The organism is Paenibacillus sp. NPDC056579 (genome assembly GCF_042793215.1).
Classification (GTDB): domain Bacteria; phylum Bacillota; class Bacilli; order Paenibacillales; family NBRC-103111; genus Paenibacillus_S.
Genome location: NZ_JBHTVD010000002.1, coordinates 229,507 through 254,977, shown reverse-complemented (window position 1 = coordinate 254,977; position 25,471 = coordinate 229,507). Strand labels below are relative to the sequence as shown.

The window sequence follows — 25,471 nt, the reverse complement described above, 5'->3', positions numbered from 1 at the left end:
ATTCCTCCGTCATCGATTATTTTATTAGTATTTCGGAGCTGTCGTGTTCATTGGAACTTTGAATTCTTCTTCTTCCTGTCCCACCGTCTCGTCGACAATGCCCAGCTCTTCCTTGATCCAGTCGTAGCCCTCGTTCTCCAGACGCTGAGCCAATTCAGGACCGCCGGATTTCACGATGCGTCCTTGCATCATAACGTGTACGAAGTCAGGTGTGATATAGTTCAGCAAACGCTGGTAGTGAGTGATGATCAGGAAGCCGCGATCTTCGGAACGCATAGCGTTAACGCCGGTAGCAACGATCCGCAATGCGTCGATGTCAAGACCGGAGTCGATCTCGTCCAAAATAACGATGCTTGGATCGAGCAACATCATTTGCAAGATTTCGTTACGCTTTTTCTCCCCGCCGGAGAAGCCTTCATTCAAATAACGGTGCATGAACTCAGGGTTCATTTCCAGCTCTTTCATCTTGCCTTCCATTTGGCGGATGAACTTGATCAAGGAGATTTCGTTGCCTTCGCCGCGGCGTGCATTAATAGCGCTGCGCAGGAAGTCGGCGTTCGTTACGCCGGCGATTTCACTTGGGTATTGCATAGCAAGGAACAGGCCTGCTCTAGCTCTCTCGTCAACCGCCATCTCCAGCACGTCTTCACCGTTCAAAGAAACTGCGCCTTCCGTTACTTCATATTTTGGATGGCCCATGATAGTAGAGGCCAATGTACTTTTCCCTGTACCGTTCGGTCCCATGATCGCATGAACTTCGCCGCCCTTGATCGTCAGGCTCAAGCCTTTCAAAATCTCTTTGCCTTCGACAGTCGCTTTCAAACCGTCTATAATAAATTCCGGTGCATTTGCCATTGTTATTCTGCCTCCATTTTGAAATAAATCGTTCAATATTGTAATTCTTTTTTATTAATAATCATTCTAAACTGATTATCAATGATTCTCAATGTTACTATATTATATCGTAATGAAGCAAATCAATAAAGTCCCAAAAGGCATATTTTTTAAACATCTTTGTTTAAAAAGTTAACTCTTATTCATTTTGGGACAATGCCGATTTTACGCTTTGCACGGCCTTCCTGAAAGCCTCATCGTCCAATACCGGCTTCCGTCCGGTATGACTTAACGCCTCGCTCTCCAGCCCGATCCATGATTTGCAGCCGATATAATCAGGTTTAATAGGAAGGCTGACCGGTTCGTCCAGCTCGTAAACCCTCAGCAGCATCAAGTGCAGCGGCTTGGTCCGCTTCCATTTCAATCTTTCCTCGGCAAAGGTGTCCGTCCATATATGAAGTCCCGACAGCCGGTCCAATTGTTCCTTATGTTCAATGAGAATGTCTTCCGCAAGCTCGGCGTAACAGCGGATGGTCACCTCCGTATCCTCAGCGCTCCAGTTCTCCAGTGTCTTGTCCAGATCGGATTCATACTCCGGCTGAAGCAGCTGCTTTTTCTGATGCTCATATGTAGGAAATAAATAGAAGCTGTCGCTCTCCACCTGAAAATCTTTCGTTTCCTCGCGAATACCGCCCTTGCGCATGATCAGGATCTGACGGCCGCTCCGAAGCGCTTCGATGGCGACGGCCCACTCTTTCAAAGCAACAGGGATTGTCTGCACCATTATCCCATCCTTTCCTTCAAACTCCGAGTTTAATCCCTAAAACACTTATTATAAAATGATGTTCAATATCAAGCAACAGTTGGCAGACATAAAACGACACAAAAAGCCGATTCTAAAGGTGCGTGCACAAAACTCACATACTAGGAGGATGAACAATGAGAGAAGGAATCATTCCTGCTGTTTTGGGTACGGCCGTTACGGCTTCGGGTGTTGCGCTGAGAGGCAAATATCCGATGGCTGCCGCTGCAGTCGCCGGATTCGGCCTCGCACATGTCGTGCTGGGTGCCATCGACCTGGTCGAGCACCGCAGAAACGGCAAAATGTATTAAATGCAAAAACCCTGGCGGCATACCGCCAGGGTTTTTGCTTAAGCTTATTATAAAGATGCCTCCAGTTACGGTGACCGCTGATCGTGCAAATTTTTAATAAACTGGAGCGCCTCGGCTCTTGTCAAAGGCTCCTGCCCGGCATACCCATCGACATCGGCCCCTCTTCTCCCGGTCGCATAGGCTTTTGCCAACACGTAGACAACGGCTTCATCCTTCAAGGCCGGATTGCCGGTAGCTGCCGCTATCAGCTCGGCGACCTTCTCCCGCGTAATGGCCGCTTTGCGAACCAATCCATCATTCGCTCCATTCACAGGAAGCTTGTTCTTCACAGCGATTTCATACAGACGGTCCGTCTCTGTACGCTCATCAACAGAGTTGTTTCCATCGCCTGACGTTTTTAAGAGCATTCTTAGAAAATCCTCTTCGCTTACTTGGAGGTCAGGGCGAAATGTACCGTCCGGATACCCGTCGACAACCTTATTCTCCGCACCCCATCGTATCGTCTCCTCGGCCCAGTGCCCTTTCGTATCGCTGAACGTTACAGGCGCAGGCGGGTTCACGGAAGGTCCGGGCTTGGCAGTGCCCGGATTGCCGCTTGTTTCCGGTTTGGATGCTCCACTCCCGGCTTCATCCGGCTTCGGCGGTTCCGCGGATTCTGGATTTTGCTCGCCTGCCGGGCGGTTGATATAGAAAAACTGAACGTCGTAGCTAAGCTCCGCTTCGTCCTTGTCCACTTTTGTAAGACCGGTTACCTTGACGGTAAATGTATCATCCTCTTTTATCGGATCCAAGTCTCGCGGTTTGAACATGATGCGCTGTGTACCGGACGCTTCGTCAATTAGCTGTTGATCCAGAATTAATGTCCCTTCCCTCAAAGTCCATGTTTTTTGATCGGAATGACGTTTCAGCTCGATGTTAAGTCGGATGGGCCGTTGAAACAGTGATGAGTTCAGCAGGATGGCCCAAGATTGGTCGTTCCGGAACAGATCGGCAGGAAAATGTCCCGGCGAAGGATATGAAATATAGGAATATCGGAAGTCCGCGTTGCGGCTGTCATCCTCTAGAAAGAGAACGGAATACGATCTGAAGCCTTCACCCGGAGCAAGCCCCAAACCTATTTTCTTTAATTTCGGATTCAAAATCTGCAAGGGAACCCCTGAGGTCAATTTCTGTGCATTAGGCTCTTTAGCCGACATGTCCGAAGTATCCATATAATAGTCAACCGAGGTTGCTAGCAGATTCGGCATCGTGTCGTTAGTCCAAATGAATTGGCTCCTGTCGGCCAGCCGGTTGGCCATTTTGTAAAATCCGTCTTTCATCTCATCGGGAGCGTATTTTATAGGAAAGGTTGTGCCGTAAGTCGCAGCTGTAACTACGGCTGCATGCTGAGCCGACTCCGACAGCTCTTCCGACAGCTCCAAATCTTCCGGAAGTCCGCTAAGAAACCGGTACCAATTCGCTCTCGCCACCCCGCCCTGCAAATAGGAAGGAGCTATGCGGCCGGCCTTGAAAGGAACCGTTAACACAGGCTTCTCAGCATAAGGCTCACCTTGAAACTGGTTCGGGCTGTATGCCCTCCATTTTGCTTTAATTTGTTCCTTTGACCTTGCAGGAAGGTCATACTTGATCACATCTGCGGAAGCTGCTGCCGGCAAACACAGCGCCGCGCTTAATCCGACAAGCAAGGTAAGCATGAATTTGTTCCCCACGAGTAAACCTCCATCTTCTATGTTTTGAAATTATTTCCATTTCCCATCTTATCATTTGTCCAATATCCGGACAACAAAAAGAAGCGCCCCACTAGGAGTGCTTCTGCTAATTTCCGATTATATGATCCATCTGCATCAGGCCGTCTGTACAACGGCTTTATTTTCCTTCTGCAACAGTGCCTGTCTGCTTTGCCATAAGCGGCGCTTCATGTACTCTATCATATTGCTGCTGGTTGGATTTCATGGGATTGGACGCGACAGGCGACGGAGCAGGCTCCGACAGCATCCCGAGGGCCAGCACGATACATAGCGATAAAGCCGCGAATAAAAGTTTGGTCACGATTTGCAAAGCCGGTCAACCTCCCGCAGTGACAAGTTACCATTATAGTAACGATGCCATATTAAGGGCACATTATCGGGATGTGAAGGTTTTGTAAAAACGGCTGCAGAACTAATACAAATAATTCCGATGAATTTGCGGTGAATTATCCGAAGCGAACTCTATTCCAACCGCCTACAATTTGCTATACTATGGGGTGATAGTTTAACGGACTATGTACAATGGCTGAGAAAGCCGAGTTTTGCTTCATTCTATTCTAAGGAGGAAATCCATCCATGTCTTCATATCACGCATTGACCGAAGCTGAAGCGGTGGAATACGCAAGAGGCATTCCGAATTTGTTCACAGCCGGAAGCGAGCTGACGAGCCGTGAAATCGGCGACGGCAACCTGAACCTTGTATTTCATATTACAGAGCCGTCCACCGGCAAAAGCATTATCCTGAAACAGGCGCTTCCTTACGCCAAAGTGGTTGGGGAATCATGGCCGCTCTCGCTCGACCGCGCCAGAATCGAAAGTGAAGCTTTAATGATCCAGGAGTCGCTCTGCCCTGATCTCGTTCCGCATGTTTTCACCTTTGAAAAGGATTTGGCGCTGACCGTTATGGAAGATTTGAGCGATCACGTCATCATGCGCCGCGGATTGATCGAAGGCAACCGCTATCCTCTGTTCGCCGGACATATCGGGCATTTTCTTGCCCATACGCTGTTCTACACTTCCGATTTGGGCATGAACCAGCAGGACAAAAAGCTCCGCGTTCAGCAGTTCATTAACCCGGATTTGTGCAAAATTACGGAGGATCTTATATTTGACGATCCGTACCGCAACGCGGATACGAATGACGTGCCTCCGGCTATTCAGGATGCGGTGGAAGCGGTCTGGAACGACCATGAGCTGCACCTGGAAGTGGCTATTTTGCGCAACGGCTTTTTGACCAAAGCGCAGGCGCTTCTGCATGGCGATTTGCATACGGGAAGCATCTTCATCAAGCCGGACTCCACTAAGGTGATCGATCCGGAGTTCGCCTATTACGGACCTATGGGCTTCGATATCGGCGCCGTGTTCGCCAACCTGCTGCTGAACTTCGCCGCTCAAGAAGGCTGGAGCAAGGACGAAGCCTCCCGAACCGACTACCGTGAATATTTGACGGGAACGATCCGCGACACATGGCAAGTGTTCGAACGCGAATTCCGCAGCTTGTGGGATCAGCATGGAGTTGACCGCGTGTCCAAAACACCGGGCTACCAGGACTGGTACATGCAGCAGCTGCTCCAAGACACCTTCGGCTATACAGGCAGCAAGACGGTTCGCCGCGTTCACGGACTCGCTCAGGTGGCGGACATTAACAAGCTGGAGGATGCCGCTGCAAGAGAACGCGCACAGCGCATCGCCCTGCAGATCGGCACGTCGCTTATTAAGCACCACCGCAAAGCGAAGTCTATCGACGAGCTGATCGATATCGCCTGGAAAGCCGTTCGCTAAGCAACCCAATGACACCTTCAAGCGGGGACTGTCGGCTTCAGCTTCTTGATCCTGCTGTTCCTGCTTTTACGATTTGAAGTTTTACGCATTTTTCATGCTATATCCAAAGGAGACAACAATCATGAGCACATCGGAGAACAAACCGACCCAAGCCGATTGGCTGCAGTCGGTCCGCTGGAATTCTGCGGACAACCAACTGGATCTTCTGGATCAGCGCCTGCTGCCGGACCAAATCGTCTACCTCGAGCTGACCACCTCGGAGCAGGTTTGGGACGCCATTAAGCAAATGGCGGTACGCGGGGCGCCGGCGATCGGCATCTCGGCGGCCTATGGGGTGTACCTCGGCATCCGCCACGTGAGCGGAGGCCTCGAGCAGCTGCTTGCCGAAACGGTCAAGCAGTGCGATTATCTCGCGACGTCGCGCCCGACGGCGGTCAATTTGTTCTGGGCGCTGGATCGGATGAAGCAGCGCGCCCAGGATCTCGCTTCCTCGGCTGTCGAGCCGGAAGCGATGAAGCAGGCGCTCCTGGATGAAGCGAAGCTCATCCAGAGCGAGGATGAAGAGACGTGCCGCCTCATCGGCGAGCACGCGCTGACCTTGTTCGAGGACGGCATGGGCGTCCTCACGCACTGCAACGCGGGCGGACTGGCCACCGCCCGCTACGGCACGGCGACAGCGCCGATGTACTTGGCGCAGGAGCGCGGCATACACCTTAAGGTGTATGCCGATGAGACGCGCCCGGTGCTGCAGGGCGCGCGGTTGACGGCGCTGGAGCTGCAGCAGGCCGGCGTCGACGTGACGCTGATCTGCGACAACATGGCCGGCGCGATCATGAGCAAGGGCTGGGTGCAGGCCGTCATCGTCGGCACGGACCGCGTCTCCGCGAACGGCGACGTCGCCAACAAGATCGGCACCTACAGCGTCGCTGTGCTGGCCAAAGCGCACGGCATTCCTTTCTACGTCGCCTGCCCGATCTCCACAATCGACCTGAACACGCCTACGGGAGCGGATATTCCGATCGAGGAGCGGCATGAAGACGAGATTACGCAAGGCTTCGGCAAACGGACGGCTCCGCAAGGAGTCAAGGTGTACAACCCGGCTTTCGACGTGACGCCTAACGAGTACGTGACGGCAATCATCACGGAGAAAGGCATCGTACGGGCGCCTTTTAAGGAAAATTTGCAGAAGCTGTTCGCTGAGCAATGAGAAAAACACTCCTATCGGAGTACTTTGAGGATGAGCGACCTTAAGTTTTGCTTTAGCAAAACTCGCTTCGTAAGCATGGCAAGTTTTATCGCCGATAGGAAAGATCTTCGGTACGCTTTATCGCTTTACCGAGCTTAAACTTTCCTATGTAGTAAAAACGAACAACCTGATTCTCTTCTCCAACAGGAGAGTCAGGTTTTCTATTTTTGCACTCCATGAATGAAATACGGGCACATTTGCCCGTTTTTTCCTTTATTGGTTCATGTATGCGATTTCTTCGCTATTTTTAACAATTAATCTTGTTTTAAGCTTGGATTCACACTTCTTTCACAAACCGTTGCTAAAGTGAATAAAACAGCAAGCATACGCTGAACCGTATGAAAGGAGAAGTAAGAAATGGCTTTACTGAGCAGCAAAAAATGGATAGCCGTCATTATCGGACTAGCTTTGGCCGGAGGCGGCACCTACTATTACTTGTCCAAAGAGACAAAAAAGCCCGCGGCTGCCGCCCAAGAAAAGGTATCGGAAATTAAAAAAGGAGCCATTACCTCTTCCGTATCAGGTACGTCACAGTTTGAAGCGCGGGATGTGCAAAATATTATTGCCCCAGTTGATGGAACGATCCGTACGATGAATTTGACAAGAAACCAGCAGGTCAAAAAAGGCGACGTTTTGTTCGAAATGTCCGACCTTAGCCTGGAAGCCAACCTGCAGGAGGCTCAGGTGAATTTGCAGCAGCTGGAAAAGGATCTATCGGATCTGCAGGAGCAAACGAATCATCTTAAAGTTTATGCACCGATCAGCGGTACGCTGACTTTGCCTGCCAATACCGATGTCGGCTCCAATATTAGCAAGAACGGACGAGTCGGTACGATCTCCGATCTTTCCTCGATGACGACCAAGCTTCCTTTCCTGCTGGAGGATGCGGTTCAGCTCAAGACAGGTGACCAGATCGATCTGGCCGTAGACGGATTTAACTTGACCAAAACCGCTGTCGTGCAGTCCGTCGGCCAACAGCCTAAAGGCGATTCCTCAGGCTCGAAGCTGCTGGATGTCGAAGTAACCGTGAAAAACGACGGCACGCTGAACACAGGGATGAAAGTAAAGGGCAGCGTCGTTCTCGGAGGAAGAACAGCTCAATCGTACGACAAAGGGACATTGGACTTCATCAAGGTTGAGAACGTGTTATCGGGAGCAAGCGGCGTTGTCAGGGAACTCCCTGTCAAAACGGGAAATTACATAAACAAAGGCGATCTCCTCCTCTCGATTACTAACGATTCGCTGCAAAACGATATTTTGAACAAGCAAGCGGCCATCGAAAGACAAAAAATCAATATTAACGATCTTCAGGATAAGCTGAAGCAGCTGACCGTTACCGCTCCGTTCGACGGCGTCTTCTCTACCGATTTCGCCAATAAGAGAACGAATGTGCTGGCAAGCTACCCGGCCGGCTCCAAGATCGAAGGCCAAACACAGCTTGGCGCCGTAGCCAGCCTCGACTATATGCAGCTGCCTATCCAGGTCGACGAGCTTGACTTGACCAATGTCAAGGTCGGCATGAAGGCAACGGTCAAAGTAGACTCGATTTCGAACAAAGTATACCAAGGCGAGGTTAATCAGGTGTCCACCGTCGGTACGACTACGAACGGCGTTACGTTCTTCGATGTCGGCATCTCGGTCAAGAATGACGGACAGCTTCGCAACGGGATGACGGCTACCGCCGAAATCATCATTCAGGATAAAAAAGACATCGTGCTCCTTCCTATCGAAGCGCTGCAGCAGCAGCAAGGCAAACGGTACGTGACGCTGGTCAACCCGGACGGAACGAAGGAAGTGAAGCATGAGATCAAGATCGGCATTCGCAACAAAACCTTTATCGAAGTTACCGAAGGCTTGAAGGAAGGCGACAAGGTCTCGGTACCTGTCCGCAGATCCCAGCAAAACGGAACCCAAGCCGACATCGACCGGATTCGCCAGCAATTCCAAAATGGCGGAGGTGCAGGTGGCGGCGCAGGCGGCGGTATGATCATAATGCCAAGCGGCGGCGGGGGCGGAGGCTTCCAAGGCGGTGGCGGAGGTGCCGGCGGCGGCGGTAACCGCTAGAGGCTGTTGCGGAAAGGAGGACCCGGAATGAAACCCATCATCGACTTACAACAAATTTGCAAAGAATACGAGCGAGGGGTAGAGAAGCTGCGTATTTTGAACGATATTTCGCTGACCGTGACCACCGGCGATTTTGTCGCTATCGTCGGGCCGAGCGGCTCGGGCAAATCGACCCTGATGAATACCATCGGCCTGCTGGACGTTCCCACGTCCGGCACCTATTTGCTGGATGGAGTAGCTACCGAGAAAATGAGCGACAACCAGTTGGCTGAATTTCGCAATAAAAAGATCGGATTTATATTTCAGCAGTTCAACCTGCTTCCAAGATTAAACGCGCTGGAAAACGTCGAGCTGCCAATGATTTATGCCGGCGTCAGCAAAAAAGCGCGCAGAGAAAAAGCACAGGAAATGCTGGAGCTGCTCGGTATGGGCCAGCGCGGGCATCACAAGCCGAGCGAGCTGTCAGGCGGTCAGCAGCAGCGGGTCGCCATCGCAAGAGCTCTATCGCTCTCCCCGTCGCTGCTTCTCGCCGACGAGCCGACCGGAGCGCTCGATTCGAGAACGGGCAATGAAGTGCTAGAGCTCATGATCAAGCTGAACGATCAAGGGAACACCATCGTGCTGATTACCCATGACAATCACATTGCGGAAAATGCCCGCCGTGTCATTTCGGTTCGTGACGGCATCATCGTCAAAGACGAGAGGCTGCGACCTCTGCTCCAGGAACCTCCGAAGCTGCAGCCAGCCGAGGTGACCGTATGAAGCTGTATGAACTGTTACTCATGGCGATGCGTACCGTCGTCAACAATCCGATGCGTACGATGCTTACCATGCTCGGCGTCATCATCGGCGTCAGCTCGGTCGTCACGCTGGTCGCTATCGGTCAGGGCACATCCGCCCAGATCGAGAAGCAGTACGAGAGTCTCGGTACGAACCTGCTCGTCGTCAACACACTGGGCAATGGCCGTGCCACCCAGCTCGACTATAAAGAATTGATGGAGCTGGAGCTGCTCCCCGAGATAGAGACGATCGCTCCGACGATGGTCAAGAGCGGCTCCAATATCAAATACGACCGGCGCCAGGAGAAATACACCGTCGTCGGCACGAACGCGAATTATTTGCCGCTGATGAAGGGCGAGATGAATGCCGGCCGGTTCATATCCGATCCGGATATGGAATTCCGCAATCCCGTAGCCGTCCTTGGCAGCACGGTCGCGACAGACTATTTCGGCTCGCTCGATCCGATCGGAGAAGACATTAATATCGACGGCGTCGTATTTACCATCATCGGCGTCATCAAGGAGAAAGGCTCCAATCTGGGCGGAGGCATCTCTCTCGACAACTCGGTCTTTGTACCGCTCGAGACCGCCCGCAGAGCGTTTAAGCTCGGCAACATCCGTACCACTTATTTGGAGGCGCCGACGAAGGACCAGCTGTCCCAAGCTCAGGCGACGATGAAGCAATATTTGACCTACAAATTCAAGAGCGAATCCGGCTTTACGATTTCAAACCAGGATGAGCTGATGAAAGCAAGAGTCGAGGCTTCCAGCTCTCTGACGAACCAGCTGATCAGCGTTGCCTGCATCTCCTTGCTGGTCGGAGGCATCGGGATCATGAACATCATGCTGGTCACGGTCAGCGAGAGAACGAGAGAAATCGGCATACGCAAATCGATCGGAGCCAAACGGAGGAACATTCTCATGCAGTTCCTTATTGAAGCCACCGTTATTAGCGGTCTCGGCGGAATCATTGGCCTTTTGCTCGGATGCGGCTTGGCGCTGGCATGGCCTTACTTCAATCCGAAGCAGCCGACCGTCCTGTCGCTGGAAGTAGGAGTATACTCGTTTTTATTCTCCGTCGGCGTCGGCATGATCTTCGGCCTGTATCCGGCTAACAAAGCTTCCAAGCTCCGGCCTATCGACGCTCTTCGCACCGATTAACCAACAACGAAATAGGAGGAGATCCTTTTTGAACTCGTGGAAATTATCGAAACACAACAATAGAAAAACAAAAAAGGCGTCGCTGCTCGCAACGCTTGCCGTATGCACCACGCTTCTCGTTCATGCGCCGCTCGCATCCGCCGGACAGCCCGGCATCTTCGTAGCCGCCGATACTTACTTTACGCTCGACAACGCCGTGTTTACCGCAGGATCGGCTTCCTCCGCCCTGCAGTTTACGCTGAAAATGCATAACGGCAGCAGCGGCTCCGTTGACTTCAACGGCTATGGCGTACAAGTTGTGGACGGGCAAGGAAACAGCTTCCCGGCCAAATTAACAAGCAAGCAAAGCGCACGCGTCGATGCGGGGAAAGACCAGTCCTTCAGCTTCATCGCGCAGACGGCTGCCGGCCTGTCGGCATCGGACCTGAAGGTCCGCCTATTCTCATGGGACTCGGACGCCCCTTCCTTTATGCAAACGATCGGGGACCTGCCGGTTTCCACCGCCGTATCCGGAGGGCTTGACCCTTCCAAGCTGATGCTTCTCTCCATGAAGGACGTGGATTCGGATTACAGTCAGGACGCTTTCGTCGCCATGCGTCTCGGCCAAAGCTACAAAGTGACGCAGAACGGCACGACCTATCTGTATACGGATTTATACGTAAGAAATACGGGCTCATCGAATTTCCAGCTTCCTTCCAGTCTGTTATTCCGCCTGAAGGGTACGGATTCGATGACCTACAGCGGAGCCTTGGTGAGCGGCTCCCAGGAGACGCTGCTGCCGAATAAGCTGACGAAGCTGAAGATCCGCACGGCGGTTCCGAGCAATGCCGAATCGGAGTCTATGACTCTCGAAGCCTACTATTCCAACAGCGCTGAAGAACGTGTGCTGGGCAGCGTGCCTTTGTCCGGAATGACGGCGGCTGTACCGCTCGGCTCGGAGCAGCCGTATTCGATGTACGGCACGGACAACGGGCTGAAGCTTAATGCAGCCAAAGCGATTGCCGTCAAGCAAACGGACGGCACGATGATCCAGACTACCGTCAATGTTCGTAATGACGGCTCGGCTATCTTAGCTATTCCTGATCTGGATGCGGCGTATCAAATAGGCGACGAAAGCCTGGGAGCGGCTGTGCAGGATTTGTCCGTCGCAAGCGGCTACATCTCTCCCGGCCAGACCGCTGCCTATACGTATTCCGTCGTCATTCCGGAAGGAATCGATCCGAACTCGGTGAAGCTTGCGCTGATGGAAGCGAGCGGTTCATCCGGCTCGGGATCCAGCTCAGGCTCCAGCTCCGGTTCAAGCAATTCCAACAATTCCGGCAGCTCGAGCAACTCGAATAGCTCCAACAGCTCCAACAGTAATGCATCCGGAGCATCGGGCTCTTCCAGCAATACGAGCGGCTCCAATACATCCGCTAACAGCAGCACGACGGGGAGCAGCAATACTGCCAGCACCAATAAGACAAGCAGTACCGTTAGCGTAAGCAGCTATCCGGTCATGATGGTGGAGCTGAAGGGCATTCAGCAATCCGTCAGCGCCTCTCAGCAGGCAAGCCCTTATACACTGGGTTCCCCTTTTACGCTATCGTCTAACGGCCTGATTGACAAGAATCTGGAAATCTCGTTAGTCGAGCTGCATATGCACGAAAACGAGGATCTCGGATATAAAACGGCCATCGGCAAATATAAAATTACGAACCGCGGTTCCGGAACGCTCGCCATGCCGAATATCGGCACCGAGCTGGTGAACAGCAGCGGGCAGTCCTTTGCGGGAGTCAAGCAAACGTCCACCGCAACGACGATTATGCCGAATACCAGCTACATCGTAAGCTATTCTTATTTGCTGCCTACGAACGAAACCGGAGCCAACCTCGCTCTGAACGTTATCGATCCGAAGTCGGCGGCGCCGAACAAACTGACGATCGGATCGTACCAGGTTGCCGTGCAGAATGAATCGTCCGATAAAGTGATCAGCTTCTATCCGTTCGAAGTTACGTTCCATGCCTTCAGCATAGCGACAATGTACAAATCCGGCTATGTCTATGAGCTGAACCTGGATCTGGAAGTGAACCGCAAAGAGACGGTCGTCGTGGACCAAAACTTCTCGAAAATGGAGTTCGAGCTGGTGGATTCGCTAGGACGTGTGCTCGGATCTCAGTCCATGACCTTCACCGGAACGAGCAAGCTTATTACCGGCAGCCAAAAGGTTACTTTCTCGGATATCAAGACCGAGCAGTTCGATAACAACATGGTGATCAACGTATACGAAACCATCGAAACAGCGAATGGGCCTGCCAAACGACTGGTGAAGCAATTGACGGATAAACCTAGTTAATTTACTATGCAAAACGAAAAAACCACCTTATCCAGGAACAGCGCGCTGCTTTTATGGCAGTAGCGCCTTTCCTCGGAGGGTGGTTTTTTTATTAGGTAAGGTTTTAAGGCTTCAAGTCGATCAAAACCGTTTTAATTTCGTACGGCTTGATATGGAGCTTGATGATCGGCTCACTGGACGGCTCCGTGATCGGACGCTCCATCAGATCGCACTCCTGCCAGCTCACAATCGGATAGGCGCTAGTCAGCTCGACCGTTCCCCGCTGCCCGCCGTATTCGTGGAACCGGAGCACAATCCGCTCCTCATCCTCCGCCTTCTTCACCGCGTCAACTTGCACATAGCCGCCTTCGATCCGGAATAATGAATCGAGCGCTTCCGTGCTTCCGATACAGACGTTTAACGGGGCATTTAAGTCCCATGCCTCCTGCACCGTACCCCCATCAAGCCAATCCCCCGTGTGCGGAAGCAGCGAGTATGTAAACTCGTGAAGCCCTTGATCCGCCTGCGGATCGGGCACCATAGCCGATTTCAGCAGCGTCAGGCGCATTTGGTTGTCCTTGATGTCATAGCCGTATTTGCAATCGTTCATCAGACTGACTCCGTATCCGCGCTCCGACAAGTCGGCCCACTGATGACCGACAACCTCGAAGCGCGCGTAATCCCAGCTCGTATTCCAGTGAGTAGGCCGTTTCACATTGCCGAATTGAATATCGTAGGTTGCTTCCGTTGAACGTACCTCTACCGGGAACGCGGCTTTCAGCAGCTTGCGCTGCTCGTGCCAATCTACGGTCGTATGAAAGTCAATGCGCCGGGAGTTTGCGTACACGATCATGTCCTGCCGCACCTCGGACGCTTTATATCCCCATACAAACCGTACTACGGCGCGAACCGCACCGGTTTCTACCATCTCAACCGATCGCAGCTCACGGATTTCCTCCATTTTCTCCTGATAAAAAATATCGATATCCCAAGCCTCGTGACGGCCTTTCGGCTTATCTTCGAACACCTGCAACATGTTGCCGCAAGCTCCCTCCGCCAACACTTCGCGCCCCGCCGACACATCCCAAATCGACGTCAGCTGCCCGTCCCCGTTCCAATGCAGCTTGTAATACGGCGTTTCGATCCCGCTGCCGTTATCCAGCTTCCGGAACGGACTGTTTGGCTCCTGCACGGCTTGGGCATCGCCTTGATTCACGAACCGGATAGCCGCATTCCCCAAGGAAGGCACGCCGGCTGCCCGAACCCACCATCCTGAGCCGGAACCATCGCGTTGACTCGCAATCGCTTGACCGTCCCCGTCTTCCCAGCTTCCTTGCTGCACGTTTCCGGGCAGATCCATATCGCTCACATATACGAGACTGTCCCGCTGCCAGCCTGCGCTGTTCCAGACCGTGTATACTCCCGGCTCCGGCTCCGCCGCCGGCGCCCCGGTCAACGCTTTTTCAGCCTGACGCCATGCTCTTTGCAATAACCGTTCCGCTTCCTCATATTCGAGTCTTGAATCCTCATACACTTCGTGAATCGAGGAGCCGGGAATAATATCATGAAACTGGTTGCGCAGGATGATTTTCCAGGATTCCTCCAGCTCCATATTGGCAACGACAGACCAGTCCGCCCGCTGAATGCCGCCCCATAATCCCATCCATTCCGCTTCACGGGCAAGCAGCTCCAGCTTGCGGTTCATTCGTTTATTGTAAGCTTGGCTCGTGTAAGTGCCTCTGTGAAGCTCCAAATACAGCTCCCCGTCCCATGTATGCACATATTCCTTGGATTCGGCCACTGTCTGCTGCAGCTGGACAAAATATTCGTCGACACGTCCTGTCGTTACATGAGGGACGCCCGGCAGCTCGTTCAGCCTTCTGCGCAGCTCCAGCATGTCACGATTGACGCCGCCTCCGCCGTCGCCATACCCGTAGGACAGGAGCAGCTCGCGATTCAAAGACTTGTCGCGATACGACTCCCAAATGCCGGCCACCGATCGGGCGGTTACGTCGCCGTTATAAGTGTACAGCCATCCCCCTGCCGTATCGGGCGTTGTAATAAAATGCGTCAAAATCTCCGTGCCGTCAATGCCTCTCCAACGGAACGTGTCATGAGGCATCCGGTTGTACTGATTCCAGCTTATTTTGGTCGTCATGAACGTATCGATGCCCGACTTGCGCAAAATTTGCGGCAGCGCCCAGCTGTAGCCGAAGACGTCCGGAAGCCATAAGTAGGTGCATTCCACACCGAATTCCGCCCGCAAAAAACGGGTGCCGTACAAGAGCTGCCGTACAAGCGACTCTCCCGAGGTCAAGTTGCAGTCCGCCTCGAGCCACATCCCGCCGCCCGCTTCCCAGCGGCCTTCCTGTACACGTTCCTTAATCTGTTCATAGATTTGGGGATAGTCCGTTTTGATATAGTCGTATAGCTGCGGCATCGTCTGCAAAAAGATATAATCCGGAAACCGCTCCATCAAACGCAGCACGGTCGAAAAGGAGCGGGCCGCTTTTTCCCTCGTATGCTTGAGCCTCCAGAGCCAAGCTACGTCAATATGCGTGTGCCCGATGCAGCGGACCGCTACCGGATGATACTTCGGCAGTACCGCAACGGAGGCACGCAGGGAAGCGGAAGCGGACGCTAACGATGCATAGAACGGCTCCGATCCCGGTGCGGACCAATCGATCAGCAGGAACGCTTCGTTAACGGCAGACAGCAGCATCGCGCGTTCGGCTGCGTGCTCATTCAGCAGTTGAACGATGTCCAAAGCGGCACGGGCTGTATAGTACAAATCGTCAGCATCCGCGTCCAGCCAGCACAGCTCCGCCCGCTTCAGCTGGTGCTCCTGCACCGCGCCCGGCCGATACCCGCCCATGCCGGACCATAGCCGGAAGCATAGCTGGACGGTTCTCCCGATGGTTCCCTTATCAAGAAACACTTCCTGATGGTTCGTATCTACGCCTTGGTACGGCTTGCCGTCGACGTACAACAAGGATTCGAAGCCGGAATTGTTGCCCCCGCCGGTCTTTCCGAAGTCAAACCGGCCTACGGGCTGGCGGCCGCTCCATTCCACAGGAACCGCCGCTTCAGCCGCGAGCCATACATAGCGGTCGCTTCCTTCCCAGCGGTCCCCAAGGCGCATCGTTCCCGCTGCTTCATTCAATGACAAAGGCAGCACAGGCTGTTCTCCAACCGTCCCTGTGGGATCCTCCAAGCTTTCAAACACGGGAATCCGCACTTTATCCCTATATCTAAACTCCGCCAGCTCCTGCAAACGTGCGGCCAGCTTCTCCAACGTAAATAACATCGTCGCAATCCCCCTTTTATAACACGTGTTATAATCACTGAAAAAAAATTATTATTTTCCTCTTAAACGTCTGCTTCCAAACTGTCCGAATTACTCCCGACGCTATCTCTTTCTGCGAATTGGGCGGTAACCCAAATCCCGTTTTTGTCCTGCACCGGCCTTCGTCCGTCGATATATTCCAGCAGCCGGGCCGCCGCCAGCTCCCCCATCTCGCGGTAAGGAACCTCCATCGACGTGATTGCCGGAAACATATGCTGGTTGATCCGCTCCGTATTGTCGCAAGCCATGACATGCAGCTGACGTCCTACCCCGATGCCCTCCAGCTGAGCGGCACGGCTTACATATACCGCACCACGCGACCAGTTCGTCAATACAGCTGCAGAGCCGAGCCGTCGTTCCTTGACCCATTGCCGCCAAAAGTCCGCCCGCTCGTTCCAGGAGCCGTCGATTTCGGAAAATACTTGAGGCAGCAGCCCGTGCGATGTCATCCACGCCACGTAAGCTTGTCTTCTTTGGCGATCGCCATAGCCGAGCGGCGTCCCGTGATGGAGCTCCAAATAGACGGGGGCAAGCCCGGTCCGGCTCCACATATAATCCAGTGCGCGTCTGACGCTTTCTTCGTAATCCATCAGTACCGAAGGAATGTCCGTCTCGTCGGGATACCCTTCTACGGAGATATAAGGCAGCCGATATTCCCGCACGGCCTTCACCCATTCCTCATTGACCAAATGGGGCCGATCCAGCGCCACAATCCCATCAATACGACGCTGCAAAAACAAGTCCAGCATCCCTTCGATCCGCTGCCCAGGCGCGGTCCCTGACGGGTACAGCAGCACGTGATAGCCATGTGCGGCGCACGCCGCCTGCATTCCTTCCAGCACCTGCAAAAACATCGGATTCGTCACATTCCCATAAGCCGCGAGACTGTAGCTGCGGCCGGTCTTCATTCCCCGAGCCTGCGCGTCGACCTGGTAATTTAATTCCCGGATCGCATCCAATACCGCCTGCCGCTTCTCCTCGCTAACCCCGATACCCGGCGTTCCGTTCAGTACCGCAGAAACGACGCTTCGCGATACTCCGGCGAGCTTGGCGACGTCGAAGCTGGTTACTCTTTTTGCCATATCCATCCACCTCTAGGAACAACATAACACGTGTTATAACCAGATGCAATAATAACTTTACGAGATGCTAATATTGTTAGCAACATTATCCATACTAGAGAGGAGATCTTAACATCATTTGAAGGAGCTGCTCTCAATTGCAACGATTCAAGACGGCTGCAGGACTTCTGCAGGTTATCAGCCTGCTTCTTTTGGCCGGTTCAGGAATGTGCGCTGTTTCCCTGCCGATAGCTGGAGCCTTTCCGCCGCCCGCTGATCTCCGCATGACGGGAATAGAGCCGTTATCCGCCTCCGGAGGCAGTACGATCGTTTTGCAAACGGAGCAGAACGACGTAACGGGAGACGGACTTGCCGATACGATCACATTGATAGGATCCAGGCATGATGCTGACAGCCTTTATTATCATCGTCTGACAGTCCGGATATTGCGCGGTGGTGCCGAATCTGAATCCGCCCTCACCTCCGTCATGACGGAAGGAGGCTATGATCCGCGGTTTCTGCTCGCAGATTTCAATGCCGACAAAGTGAACGACCTCTTTGTGAGCACAGTGAGCATGGATCGGACAGCTGCGTCTGTCTCACTATATTCCTTAAGCAGCGGGTTACCGGTTCGTCTGCCGCTCCCATCTCCATTGAACGTCACCGGCTCGCTCAAGGATACGTACAAATTGCAGCTGACGATCAGAGATACGATGCAATCGTATATGCTCGATATTCAGCAGCACAAGGCTCGTTACAATGCAGCGGGCTTTTACCGGAACGGCAGGCTGCTAAAGCCTAAAAGCATTGTCGCAGGCTCATATAGCGAGCTTATGCCCATGGACGTTGATAACGATGGAGCCTTCGAGCTGCACGGCATCCAAAGCATCGGAGGCATCTCTCCAGACGATACTATCGCAAGCGCCTTCTCCTTGTGGAAGTGGCGGTACCATCAATGGACGCTGATGAAAGCTGATATTACGAAAGCCCCCTAAGAAAAAAACCAGGCGCCTTCGTAAAGGCTGCCTGGGTTTCGGCATCATCTATTTACACCAGCATCGTATGCTTGAACTGCTGCATGGCTACGTAGTAGCGTAATTTGTTAAGATCTCCGGACGAAATGCTGTGAATTTCCGCACCGTAGCGGATCGTCTTCTCTAAAATGTGGGCATAGCGCACAATAAGCTTGGGATAAATGCATTCTTCGTCGCAAATGATCATGCTGTTATAAACGTGGTGCATTTTAATGGAAAAATCATTCACCTCAAACCCAATACCAAACCGGCTGACATCGGAAATCCGTACGGCGGAAATTTTAAAATCGTCCGTAATCGTTCCATAGGTGTTGAGTTTAAAATTCGTGAACGTAGCACTCTCCTCGACAAGCCATTCCTCCGCCTTGCTGCCTGAGCTTGCCTTTATATGGAATAGCTCCGAATCCGCAGGAGCAAGTATTACCTTCGATTGGAAGTTATGCAAAACTCGCATCGTTTGGCGCCGTTTAAAATCAAAGCACAAAACCGAATCACCGTCCGGAAGATGAGGCTCCTCCATTACGGTTACTTCCATCAGTTCCGGCTGATCATAGCCTACTTGCCCGTGGTATACTTTGCCTTTGTGCAATAATTGAATGTCTTTCATAAAAATCACCTCGTTTGCTGATCATAGTTCTACTATAGGAGATAAACTTTTAGAAAGTTTGAGGCAAATATTAGGAGACTATTAGATTTTATGTCTAAATAAGTCGAACCATGTCGATTGTGTCGATTCGTTGTCAAACCTATTAACCGTATATTGGGAAATAAAAACAAGCCCTTCGACAATCGAAGGACTTGCTGTAGTTTTTTAGTAAGCATCCTTACTATTAATGCTCCATATGATCTTCCGGCTGCGCCGCTTTGACTGTCAGGCCGCCGTCTACCATCAGCAAATGACCGTTGATCTGCATAGCTTCGTCGGAAGCCAGGAAAACCACCGCGTCGCCGATTTGGCGGGCTGTGCCAAGGCGTTTCATCGGATTCGCTTCGATTTCCTTGGCGCGAATGCCCGGATCGGCCAGGAAGTCCGTGCACATGTCGGTATCCACTGTGCTTGGCCCTACCGCGTTGACGTTGATGTTATATTTGCCAAGCTCGATGGCCATCCCTTTGGTCAGCATGTTGGCTGCCGCTTTGGACGATTGATAGTGCGGAATGACCGGACTGGTAACGACAAGACTTGCCGTTGACAATACGTTGATGATTTTACCGTAACGCTTCGGAATCATTTTCATCGCAGCCAGCTGGGAGGCGACGAAAATCGACTTCACGTTCGTATTGAAAGTTCGGTCCCATGTTTCTTCCGTCACTTTCATAAATGGCTCGAACGGAGCAATTCCGGCATTGTTGACCAAAATTTCCACGTCCCCGAGCTGCTCCTCGACTTGCTTGAACATTGCTTCCACTTGCGCTTTGTTTCCAACGTCGGCTTGAACGGTGATCGCTTTGCAGCCCAGAGCTTCGACCTGCTCCTTCACCTTCTCCGCCAGCTCCTTGGAACGGTCGGAAGTGTAATTTACCGCTACATGAGCGCCTTCTTCCGCAAGACGAATCGCAATTGCTTCTCCGATCCCGCGGCTTGCGCCTGTTACCAGGGCAACCTTGCCTTGTAGTCTAGCCATCTGTGAATCCTCCTGCTGCTATAAACGCTTGCGCTTACGATATTTGTCTTACAGGCTCGGTCCGATCCGGTTAATACTGAATTCGGTATGTCCAAGTACTTCCGCTTTGGTCAGCTTTCCGTTCGCAACCTCTTGAATTTCCTGCCAAATCTTATCGCCCGCGTCTTCGAGGCTCAAAGTGCCTTCGAGCATGTCGCTGACATCCACGTCCATATTGTCGCTCATGCGCTCGAACATCCGTTTGTTGCCGGTAATTTTGATAACCGGAATAACTGCGGAGCCCGTAGGCGTACCGCGGCCGGTTGTGAAGCATACGAGATGAGCACCGCCTGCTGCCATACCGGATACGCATTCAATGTCGTTACCAGGGGAGTCCATGAAGTACAAGCCGTGCTTAGGAAGCTGCTCCGCATACTCGACGATGCCTTGGATCGGAGCGTTACCGCATTTGCTGATACAGCCAAGCGATTTCTCCTCGATCGTCGTCAAGCCGCCTGCGATGTTGCCCGGGCTAGGGTTTCCTCCACGCATGTCGGCGCCCATCCGTTCAACCTCTTTCTCGAAACGGTCAACGATATGGTACAGCTGCTTTTCCGTTTCAGGCGTTGCGCAGCGGGATGCCAATACATGCTCGGCCCCGATAATTTCCGTAGTTTCGCCGATAACGACGCCGCCGCCTTGTTGAATGAGCGTATCGGCAGCCGCACCGAGAGCCGGGTTGGAAGCCAAGCCGGACGTCGCGTCGGAACCGCCGCATTTTACACCGATGATCAGCTCGTTGAAAGGAATCGGCTCCGGTGTCATGGCATCGAGTTCGGCGCGCATTTTTCTAGCCAGCTCGGCACCGTATTGAATCGCTTTTACGGAACCGCCGACCGATTGAATGTCGAATACTTCGACCGGCTTGCCTGTAGGGCGAATAGCGTCGGCCAATTCGTTAGGGTCGATAACCTCGCAGCCCAAGCTGATAATAATAACTCCGCCTACGTTAGGGTTTTTACCCGTACCTGCCAAAACTTCGAACGTACGCTCTTTATCCGCGCCGATCTGGCTGCATCCGTGCTGATGCGGGATGGCCACCGTGTCCGGCACCATTTGGTTAATACGGCTGCACACCTGGTTGGCGCAAATAACGGTTGGAATAATGAGCAAATGATTGCGGATTCCAACATCGCCGTTCGGTCTTCTATATCCCATCATGTGATCCATGATTATATCCTCCCTTAAGTTGACGCTTATGCTTTTACCGCTTGATCGCCGCGGCCGCGGATGCCTTCGACATTGTGAACGTGCACATGCTGGCCCGCTTTGATCTCGGATGTTGTGCGTCCGATAACTTCACCGTATTTGCGAATATCCGTACCTTCCGGAACGGTTACAATCGCGATTTTATGGCCGAATGGTACATTGTCGAGCAGCTCGACTTCCTGAACCTGATCTTGAACGCGATACGTAATTTTCTGACCTTGCTGCAAATCCTTGATTGCCGTTGCTACATGATCCCGTGCATCCATAACCAATGCGTCGGCACCTGCTTCGATTTGATGTGCTGCCATTCTCCTAGACCTCCTAAAAGTAATGCATGAGCGAAGCTCACTTGCTGTTTAAAACGTTCCGTTGAACCTCATCCTCCGGCCGGCTGGGGAGCGGCTTTTTGTAAGCCACAAGCTTGTACGCTTTCTCCCCTTTAATCCGGTACCGGTCGGTTCCAATATCTTAACGAGCATGCACCGGCTTCCGGTTAAGCCTGCTCCGCTACCATTTTGTTCGTCAAGGAGCCCAGCTTCTCGATCTCGATCGTTACAACGTCGCCGTCCTTCAAATACACTTGCTTGTCCTCAGGCAAACCGAGCACAACGCCTTCCGGTGTACCTGTCAAAATAATGTCGCCAGGAACCAGCGTCATGTGCTGGGAAATGTAGCTTACGATCTCATCGCAATGGAAAATCATGTCCGCCGTGTTGGAGTTTTGGCGTACTTCTCCGTTCACGATGCAGCGGATGGACAAATCGTTCGGGTTGCCGACTTCATCGGCTGTAACCAGGTAAGGTCCGAGCGGGCTGAAGCCGTCGCAGCTCTTGCCGAGCAGCCATTGCTGCGTGCGCATCTGCAGATCGCGTGCGGACAAGTCATTCACGTTGCAATAGCCGAATACGTGATCCAAAGCATTCTCCTTGGAAACGTATTTCGCGGTTTTACCGATAACGATAACAAGCTCCGCTTCGTAATCGACCTTGCTCGATACTTTCACCGGCAAAGGAACGTCCGCACCGTGGCCCGTCAGCGTATTGTTGAATTTGTTGAAAAGAATCGGATATTGCGGAATCGGAGCGTTCGTTTCTTCCGCATGCTTGCGGTAGTTCAGCCCCACGCAAATGATTTTGTTAGGGTGAGTAACGGCAGGTCCGAGAGTCAGATCGGATTCGTTCAAAATGTATCCGGATGCGCCGCCCGCAGCAGCAATCGCCTGGTCGACATAAGCTTGAAGCGCGGCTACGGATGCTGCTCCGCCTTCGATCACCTCATGTACATTTTGCGGCACGGATTGACCGGCAGCAGCAGGAACAGCCTGCAGCGCAGCGGCAATATGTACTACGCCTTGTTCGGTTTTTACGCCAAGCTTTTGCTGGCCGTTTTCGATAAAAGTAAGAAGCTTCATAAGTTCATACCTCCAATTAAAATTGTTGGATTTTATTGCGGATTGCTAAGACCGGCGGACGTTAACCGGCCCTAATCGAAAGTCTTCTTTTATATTAGGCGTTCTTGCCGAATACAACGCCGCCATCGATATAGAGCGGGGAGCCCATCATAAACTTCGAATCGTCGGATGCCAGGAACAATGCCGCTTTCGCAACGTCCTCCGGTCTGCCGAGGTCGCCGCTCAGCTGGCGCGTTTTCAGCGAAGCGTAGGCTTCTTCCTGGTTCGTGTACGATTTTTTCAAGTAATCCTCTACGAACGGCGTCAAAATTGTGCCCGGAAGCAATGCGTTCACGCGGATTTGGTAAGGAGCGTAGTCGACTTGCATCGATTTGGTCAAAGAAAGGACGGCGCCTTTCGTAGCGGAATACGATGCGCGGCGAGCGAGACCGATTTCGGCGATGCAGGAGGACATGTTGATAATCGAACCGTTGCGGCGCTCCATCATGTGAGGAAGCACGTATTTACAAGGCAGGAACACGCCGCGGATGTTGATGTTGATAACGCGGTCCCAAGCGTCAGGCTCCACTTCGTGGATGGCGCCTACGCCGCTGACTCCTGCGTTATTGAACAGTACGTCGATGCGGCCGTAAGCGGCGATCGCTTGATCGACCATGGCTTTTACGGAATCCGGATTCGTTACATCCGCTTGAAGGAACATAGCGTTACCGCCGGCTTGCTTGATTTCCTCCACCGTTTCCTGGCCTTTCTCCTCAAGCAAATCGTTGACGATAACCGTCGCTCCTTCTTTCGCGAACAGCAAAGCGGAGCTTTTGCCGATACCCGAACCGGAACCGGTAATCAATGTCACCTTATCTTGCAATCTCATTGCCTACACACCCTTCCAAAATGTTTAATTACAAGTGCCTTGGGACAGCCTCGCGGCCAAAGCGCAAATTTCCTTCTGCGCCTGACTTCGCTTTTGCTCCCATTCATGCTGGAACATCGAGCAGCTGATTGCCGCCACGGTGTTCCCCTGGGCGTCCAGCACAGGAGCGGCTACGCAGCAAAAGCCCATCACCGCTTCCTGCAAATCGCAGGCGAAGCCCTCCGCACGAATTTGAGTCAGCTGCCCTAGCAGCTCGTCTCTCGATTTGATTGTATGCTGGGTCAATCCGTTGTGAAGCTGCTCGTCGGGATACATGGCTTTCACCTTGTCAGAATCAAGCGCCGCGAGCATTACCTTGCCAAGCGCCGTTGCATGAGCAGGAAGCTTCATCCCGGGCTCGGAGGCCAGTCTTACCGGAGAAGGCATCTCCTCCTTGGCCAAATAGAGCACATCGCTTTGCTCGAGTCTCGCCAGCTGAATCGTCTCTTGAATCGTATGCTTCGTAATTGATGCTTCCTTGCGGAACCGGTCGATCAAGCTGAACTGCTTGAAGTATACGTTTCCGAGAAAGCCGAGCTTCGAGCCGAGCGAGTACGTGCCTTCCGCTTCGCGGACGACCCATTCCAGCGCTTCGAGCGTATTCAGCAGCGAAAACATGGAGCTCTTGTTAATACCCGACAGCTTCGACAAATCCATCAGCTTCAGCTTGGAAGGCTGCCCGGAAATCGCTTGAAGAATAACGTCCGCCTTCTCTAAGGCGGGTACCCAATATTTCTTGTCCATGCGTCCTCCTGGCGGGTCCAAAAACCAAAACTAGCGGTGCTAGTCTAGCATTGCCTCTATGAAATAGTACGATCTGCAACGACCACTGCAGTAAATTATCGAATGTATTGTCGCCGCGGTTTAATATACAAAACCACAGTTTTGTATATTTGACAACTTCATCGTACAACGCGTCAACGTATATGTCAACGGAATTTTAAGCCGGATCACGGTGCTGTGGCAGTGAGGGCGGGAAGCCTGATGTGGCGCAGGTTTGTGGCGTTAGAGGTGGTTGAAGACGGGGCTGTAACGCGGTGTGTTACAGGCAGAGCTTGTGTGCAGGGAGTCGTGCCGCTGTAAAGCGGATTTTCCGCGTTACAGCTAAGGCTGAGGCACAATTCTGCTATGCCGGGCTTCTGCAACGCGGTTTTTCCGTCTTACAGCTGGGCTTGAGGCATGCGACCGCCGCTGTAGAGCGGTTTTTCCGTGTTACAGTCGGGCTTGGGGCGCTCGACCGCCGCTGTAAAGCGGTTTTTCCGCGTTACAGCGATGGCTCAGGCACGATGCTCCTTCTCCGAGACTCTGTAACGCGGTTTTTCCTTGTTACAGTCGGGCTTGAGGCGTGCGACTGCCGCTGTAGAGCGGATTTTCCGGATTACACAGCTAAGGCTGAGGCACGATGCTGCTATGCCGGGCTTCTGTAACGCGGTTTTTCCGTCTTGCAGCTGGGCTTGAGGCGTGCGACCGCCGCTGTAAAGCGGTTTTTCCGTATTACAGCTAGGCTCAGGCACGATGCTGCTTCTCCGAGACTATGTAACGCGGTTTTTCCGTGTTACAATCGGGTTTGGGGCGCTCGACCGCCACTGTAGAGCGGATTTTCCGCGTTACAGCGATGGCTCAGGCACGACGCTGCTTCTTTTCTGTAACGCGGTTTTTCCGTGTTACAGTCGGGCTTGAGGCGCTCGACCGTCACTGTAAAGCGGATTTTCCGCGTTACAGCGGTGGCTCAGGCACGATGCTGCTTCTCCGAGACTCTGTAACACGGTTTTTCCTTCTTACAGCTGGGCTCGAGGCG

The 25,471-nt window shown here is 52.7% G+C and carries 22 protein-coding genes; 9 read left to right on the top strand and 13 right to left on the bottom strand.

The window, feature by feature from the left end:
- Positions 1–24: 24 nt before the first annotated feature.
- Positions 25–855, bottom strand: a complete 831-nt coding sequence (gene sufC / locus ACFQ88_RS08660) for a Fe-S cluster assembly ATPase SufC (RefSeq protein ID WP_239632830.1) — start codon at positions 853–855, stop codon at positions 25–27.
- Between the two features lie 178 nt (positions 856–1,033).
- On the bottom strand, positions 1,034–1,618 hold the full coding sequence (locus ACFQ88_RS08655; protein WP_239632828.1) for a DUF1802 family protein: 585 nt from the start codon (positions 1,616–1,618) through the stop codon (positions 1,034–1,036).
- A 155-nt stretch (positions 1,619–1,773) separates the two neighbouring features.
- Here ACFQ88_RS08655 and ACFQ88_RS08650 point away from each other — a divergent pair, with 155 nt between their 5' ends.
- On the top strand, positions 1,774–1,947 hold the full coding sequence (locus ACFQ88_RS08650) for an asparagine synthase (RefSeq protein ID WP_239632826.1): 174 nt from the start codon (positions 1,774–1,776) through the stop codon (positions 1,945–1,947).
- Between the two features lie 65 nt (positions 1,948–2,012).
- Here the strand turns inward: ACFQ88_RS08650 and ACFQ88_RS08645 are convergent, their stop codons facing one another.
- Both ACFQ88_RS08645 and ACFQ88_RS08640 read right to left on the bottom strand, forming a co-directional pair.
- On the bottom strand, positions 2,013–3,656 hold the full coding sequence (locus tag ACFQ88_RS08645) for an S-layer homology domain-containing protein (RefSeq protein WP_379453831.1): 1,644 nt from the start codon (positions 3,654–3,656) through the stop codon (positions 2,013–2,015).
- A gap of 157 nt (positions 3,657–3,813) precedes the next feature.
- Positions 3,814–4,005 carry a hypothetical protein gene (locus ACFQ88_RS08640; protein WP_379453830.1) on the bottom strand — a complete coding sequence of 64 codons (192 nt, stop codon included), beginning with the start codon at positions 4,003–4,005 and terminating at the stop codon, positions 3,814–3,816.
- Positions 4,006–4,271: 266 nt separating this feature from the next.
- Here ACFQ88_RS08640 and mtnK point away from each other — a divergent pair, with 266 nt between their 5' ends.
- The 6 genes from mtnK to ACFQ88_RS08610 all read left to right on the top strand — a co-directional run bounded on the left by mtnK (position 4,272) and on the right by ACFQ88_RS08610 (position 13,062).
- Complete coding sequence (gene mtnK, locus ACFQ88_RS08635; RefSeq protein ID WP_379453829.1) at positions 4,272–5,477, top strand: S-methyl-5-thioribose kinase; 1,206 nt, start codon at positions 4,272–4,274, stop codon at positions 5,475–5,477.
- Positions 5,478–5,598: 121 nt separating this feature from the next.
- Positions 5,599–6,684 (top strand): S-methyl-5-thioribose-1-phosphate isomerase, encoded by a 1,086-nt coding sequence (mtnA, locus tag ACFQ88_RS08630; protein ID WP_239632811.1) that lies wholly within the window; start codon positions 5,599–5,601, stop codon positions 6,682–6,684.
- A gap of 396 nt (positions 6,685–7,080) precedes the next feature.
- Positions 7,081–8,787, top strand: a complete 1,707-nt coding sequence (locus ACFQ88_RS08625; RefSeq protein WP_379453828.1) for an efflux RND transporter periplasmic adaptor subunit — start codon at positions 7,081–7,083, stop codon at positions 8,785–8,787.
- 27 nt (positions 8,788–8,814) lie between these two features.
- Positions 8,815–9,549, top strand: coding sequence for an ABC transporter ATP-binding protein (locus tag ACFQ88_RS08620; RefSeq protein WP_275590458.1), 735 nt, complete (start codon positions 8,815–8,817; stop codon positions 9,547–9,549).
- A complete protein-coding gene (locus ACFQ88_RS08615; protein WP_379453827.1) occupies positions 9,546–10,727 on the top strand; it encodes an ABC transporter permease in 1,182 nt (393 codons plus the stop codon). The genes ACFQ88_RS08620 and ACFQ88_RS08615 overlap by 4 nt, the downstream gene beginning before the upstream one ends.
- Before the next feature lie 28 nt (positions 10,728–10,755).
- Entirely contained in the window at positions 10,756–13,062 is a 2,307-nt protein-coding gene (locus tag ACFQ88_RS08610; protein ID WP_379453826.1) for a hypothetical protein, read from the top strand.
- A 103-nt stretch (positions 13,063–13,165) separates the two neighbouring features.
- Here ACFQ88_RS08610 and ACFQ88_RS08605 read toward each other — a convergent pair whose 3' ends face one another.
- Positions 13,166–16,348: an alpha-mannosidase gene (locus ACFQ88_RS08605; protein WP_379453825.1), complete on the bottom strand. Its 3,183-nt coding sequence runs from the start codon at positions 16,346–16,348 to the stop codon at positions 13,166–13,168.
- Between the two features lie 62 nt (positions 16,349–16,410).
- Positions 16,411–17,469 (bottom strand): LacI family DNA-binding transcriptional regulator, encoded by a 1,059-nt coding sequence (locus ACFQ88_RS08600; protein WP_379453824.1) that lies wholly within the window; start codon positions 17,467–17,469, stop codon positions 16,411–16,413.
- A gap of 137 nt (positions 17,470–17,606) precedes the next feature.
- On the opposite strand from ACFQ88_RS08600, the gene ACFQ88_RS08595 reads away from it, so the two are divergent.
- The gene (locus tag ACFQ88_RS08595; RefSeq protein WP_379453823.1) at positions 17,607–18,443 is read left to right on the top strand and encodes a hypothetical protein; all 837 of its coding nucleotides are present in this window, start codon (positions 17,607–17,609) and stop codon (positions 18,441–18,443) included.
- Between the two features lie 52 nt (positions 18,444–18,495).
- Here ACFQ88_RS08595 and ACFQ88_RS08590 read toward each other — a convergent pair whose 3' ends face one another.
- The 7 genes from ACFQ88_RS08590 to ACFQ88_RS08560 all read right to left on the bottom strand — a co-directional run bounded on the left by ACFQ88_RS08590 (position 18,496) and on the right by ACFQ88_RS08560 (position 24,417).
- On the bottom strand, positions 18,496–19,089 hold the full coding sequence (locus ACFQ88_RS08590; RefSeq protein WP_379453822.1) for a hypothetical protein: 594 nt from the start codon (positions 19,087–19,089) through the stop codon (positions 18,496–18,498).
- Between the two features lie 223 nt (positions 19,090–19,312).
- Positions 19,313–20,107 (bottom strand): SDR family NAD(P)-dependent oxidoreductase, encoded by a 795-nt coding sequence (locus ACFQ88_RS08585; protein ID WP_239632793.1) that lies wholly within the window; start codon positions 20,105–20,107, stop codon positions 19,313–19,315.
- Positions 20,108–20,155: 48 nt separating this feature from the next.
- Positions 20,156–21,316, bottom strand: coding sequence for a UxaA family hydrolase (locus ACFQ88_RS08580; protein ID WP_239632791.1), 1,161 nt, complete (start codon positions 21,314–21,316; stop codon positions 20,156–20,158).
- 26 nt (positions 21,317–21,342) lie between these two features.
- Positions 21,343–21,663 carry a UxaA family hydrolase gene (locus ACFQ88_RS08575; RefSeq protein ID WP_239632789.1) on the bottom strand — a complete coding sequence of 107 codons (321 nt, stop codon included), beginning with the start codon at positions 21,661–21,663 and terminating at the stop codon, positions 21,343–21,345.
- Positions 21,664–21,848: 185 nt separating this feature from the next.
- A complete protein-coding gene (locus ACFQ88_RS08570) occupies positions 21,849–22,766 on the bottom strand; it encodes a fumarylacetoacetate hydrolase family protein (RefSeq protein WP_379453821.1) in 918 nt (305 codons plus the stop codon).
- Between the two features lie 94 nt (positions 22,767–22,860).
- A complete protein-coding gene (locus ACFQ88_RS08565) occupies positions 22,861–23,634 on the bottom strand; it encodes an SDR family NAD(P)-dependent oxidoreductase (protein ID WP_239632786.1) in 774 nt (257 codons plus the stop codon).
- 24 nt (positions 23,635–23,658) lie between these two features.
- Complete coding sequence (locus ACFQ88_RS08560; protein ID WP_239632784.1) at positions 23,659–24,417, bottom strand: IclR family transcriptional regulator; 759 nt, start codon at positions 24,415–24,417, stop codon at positions 23,659–23,661.
- Positions 24,418–25,225: 808 nt separating this feature from the next.
- Between ACFQ88_RS08560 and ACFQ88_RS08555 the strand changes: the two genes are divergently transcribed.
- A partial coding sequence (locus ACFQ88_RS08555) for a hypothetical protein (protein WP_379453820.1) occupies positions 25,226–25,471 on the top strand: 246 nt, incomplete at its 3' end.

What these genes read in the sequence shown, in the direction of transcription:
- ACFQ88_RS08590 (WP_379453822.1), bottom strand. Translation starts at nt 19,089, where the DNA reads ATGAAAGACATTCAATTATTGCACAAAGGCAAAGTATACCACGGGCAA.
- ACFQ88_RS08580 (WP_239632791.1), bottom strand. Translation starts at nt 21,316, where the DNA reads ATGGATCACATGATGGGATATAGAAGACCGAACGGCGATGTTGGAATC.
- mtnA (WP_239632811.1), top strand. Translation starts at nt 5,599, where the DNA reads ATGAGCACATCGGAGAACAAACCGACCCAAGCCGATTGGCTGCAGTCG.
- ACFQ88_RS08625 (WP_379453828.1), top strand. Translation starts at nt 7,081, where the DNA reads ATGGCTTTACTGAGCAGCAAAAAATGGATAGCCGTCATTATCGGACTA.
- ACFQ88_RS08570 (WP_379453821.1), bottom strand. Translation starts at nt 22,766, where the DNA reads ATGAAGCTTCTTACTTTTATCGAAAACGGCCAGCAAAAGCTTGGCGTA.
- ACFQ88_RS08620 (WP_275590458.1), top strand. Translation starts at nt 8,815, where the DNA reads ATGAAACCCATCATCGACTTACAACAAATTTGCAAAGAATACGAGCGA.
- ACFQ88_RS08605 (WP_379453825.1), bottom strand. Translation starts at nt 16,348, where the DNA reads ATGTTATTTACGTTGGAGAAGCTGGCCGCACGTTTGCAGGAGCTGGCG.
- ACFQ88_RS08565 (WP_239632786.1), bottom strand. Translation starts at nt 23,634, where the DNA reads ATGAGATTGCAAGATAAGGTGACATTGATTACCGGTTCCGGTTCGGGT.
- ACFQ88_RS08575 (WP_239632789.1), bottom strand. Translation starts at nt 21,663, where the DNA reads ATGGCAGCACATCAAATCGAAGCAGGTGCCGACGCATTGGTTATGGAT.
- ACFQ88_RS08650 (WP_239632826.1), top strand. Translation starts at nt 1,774, where the DNA reads ATGAGAGAAGGAATCATTCCTGCTGTTTTGGGTACGGCCGTTACGGCT.
- ACFQ88_RS08655 (WP_239632828.1), bottom strand. Translation starts at nt 1,618, where the DNA reads ATGGTGCAGACAATCCCTGTTGCTTTGAAAGAGTGGGCCGTCGCCATC.
- ACFQ88_RS08560 (WP_239632784.1), bottom strand. Translation starts at nt 24,417, where the DNA reads ATGGACAAGAAATATTGGGTACCCGCCTTAGAGAAGGCGGACGTTATT.
- ACFQ88_RS08600 (WP_379453824.1), bottom strand. Translation starts at nt 17,469, where the DNA reads ATGGCAAAAAGAGTAACCAGCTTCGACGTCGCCAAGCTCGCCGGAGTA.
- ACFQ88_RS08615 (WP_379453827.1), top strand. Translation starts at nt 9,546, where the DNA reads ATGAAGCTGTATGAACTGTTACTCATGGCGATGCGTACCGTCGTCAAC.
- ACFQ88_RS08585 (WP_239632793.1), bottom strand. Translation starts at nt 20,107, where the DNA reads ATGGCTAGACTACAAGGCAAGGTTGCCCTGGTAACAGGCGCAAGCCGC.
- mtnK (WP_379453829.1), top strand. Translation starts at nt 4,272, where the DNA reads ATGTCTTCATATCACGCATTGACCGAAGCTGAAGCGGTGGAATACGCA.
- sufC (WP_239632830.1), bottom strand. Translation starts at nt 855, where the DNA reads ATGGCAAATGCACCGGAATTTATTATAGACGGTTTGAAAGCGACTGTC.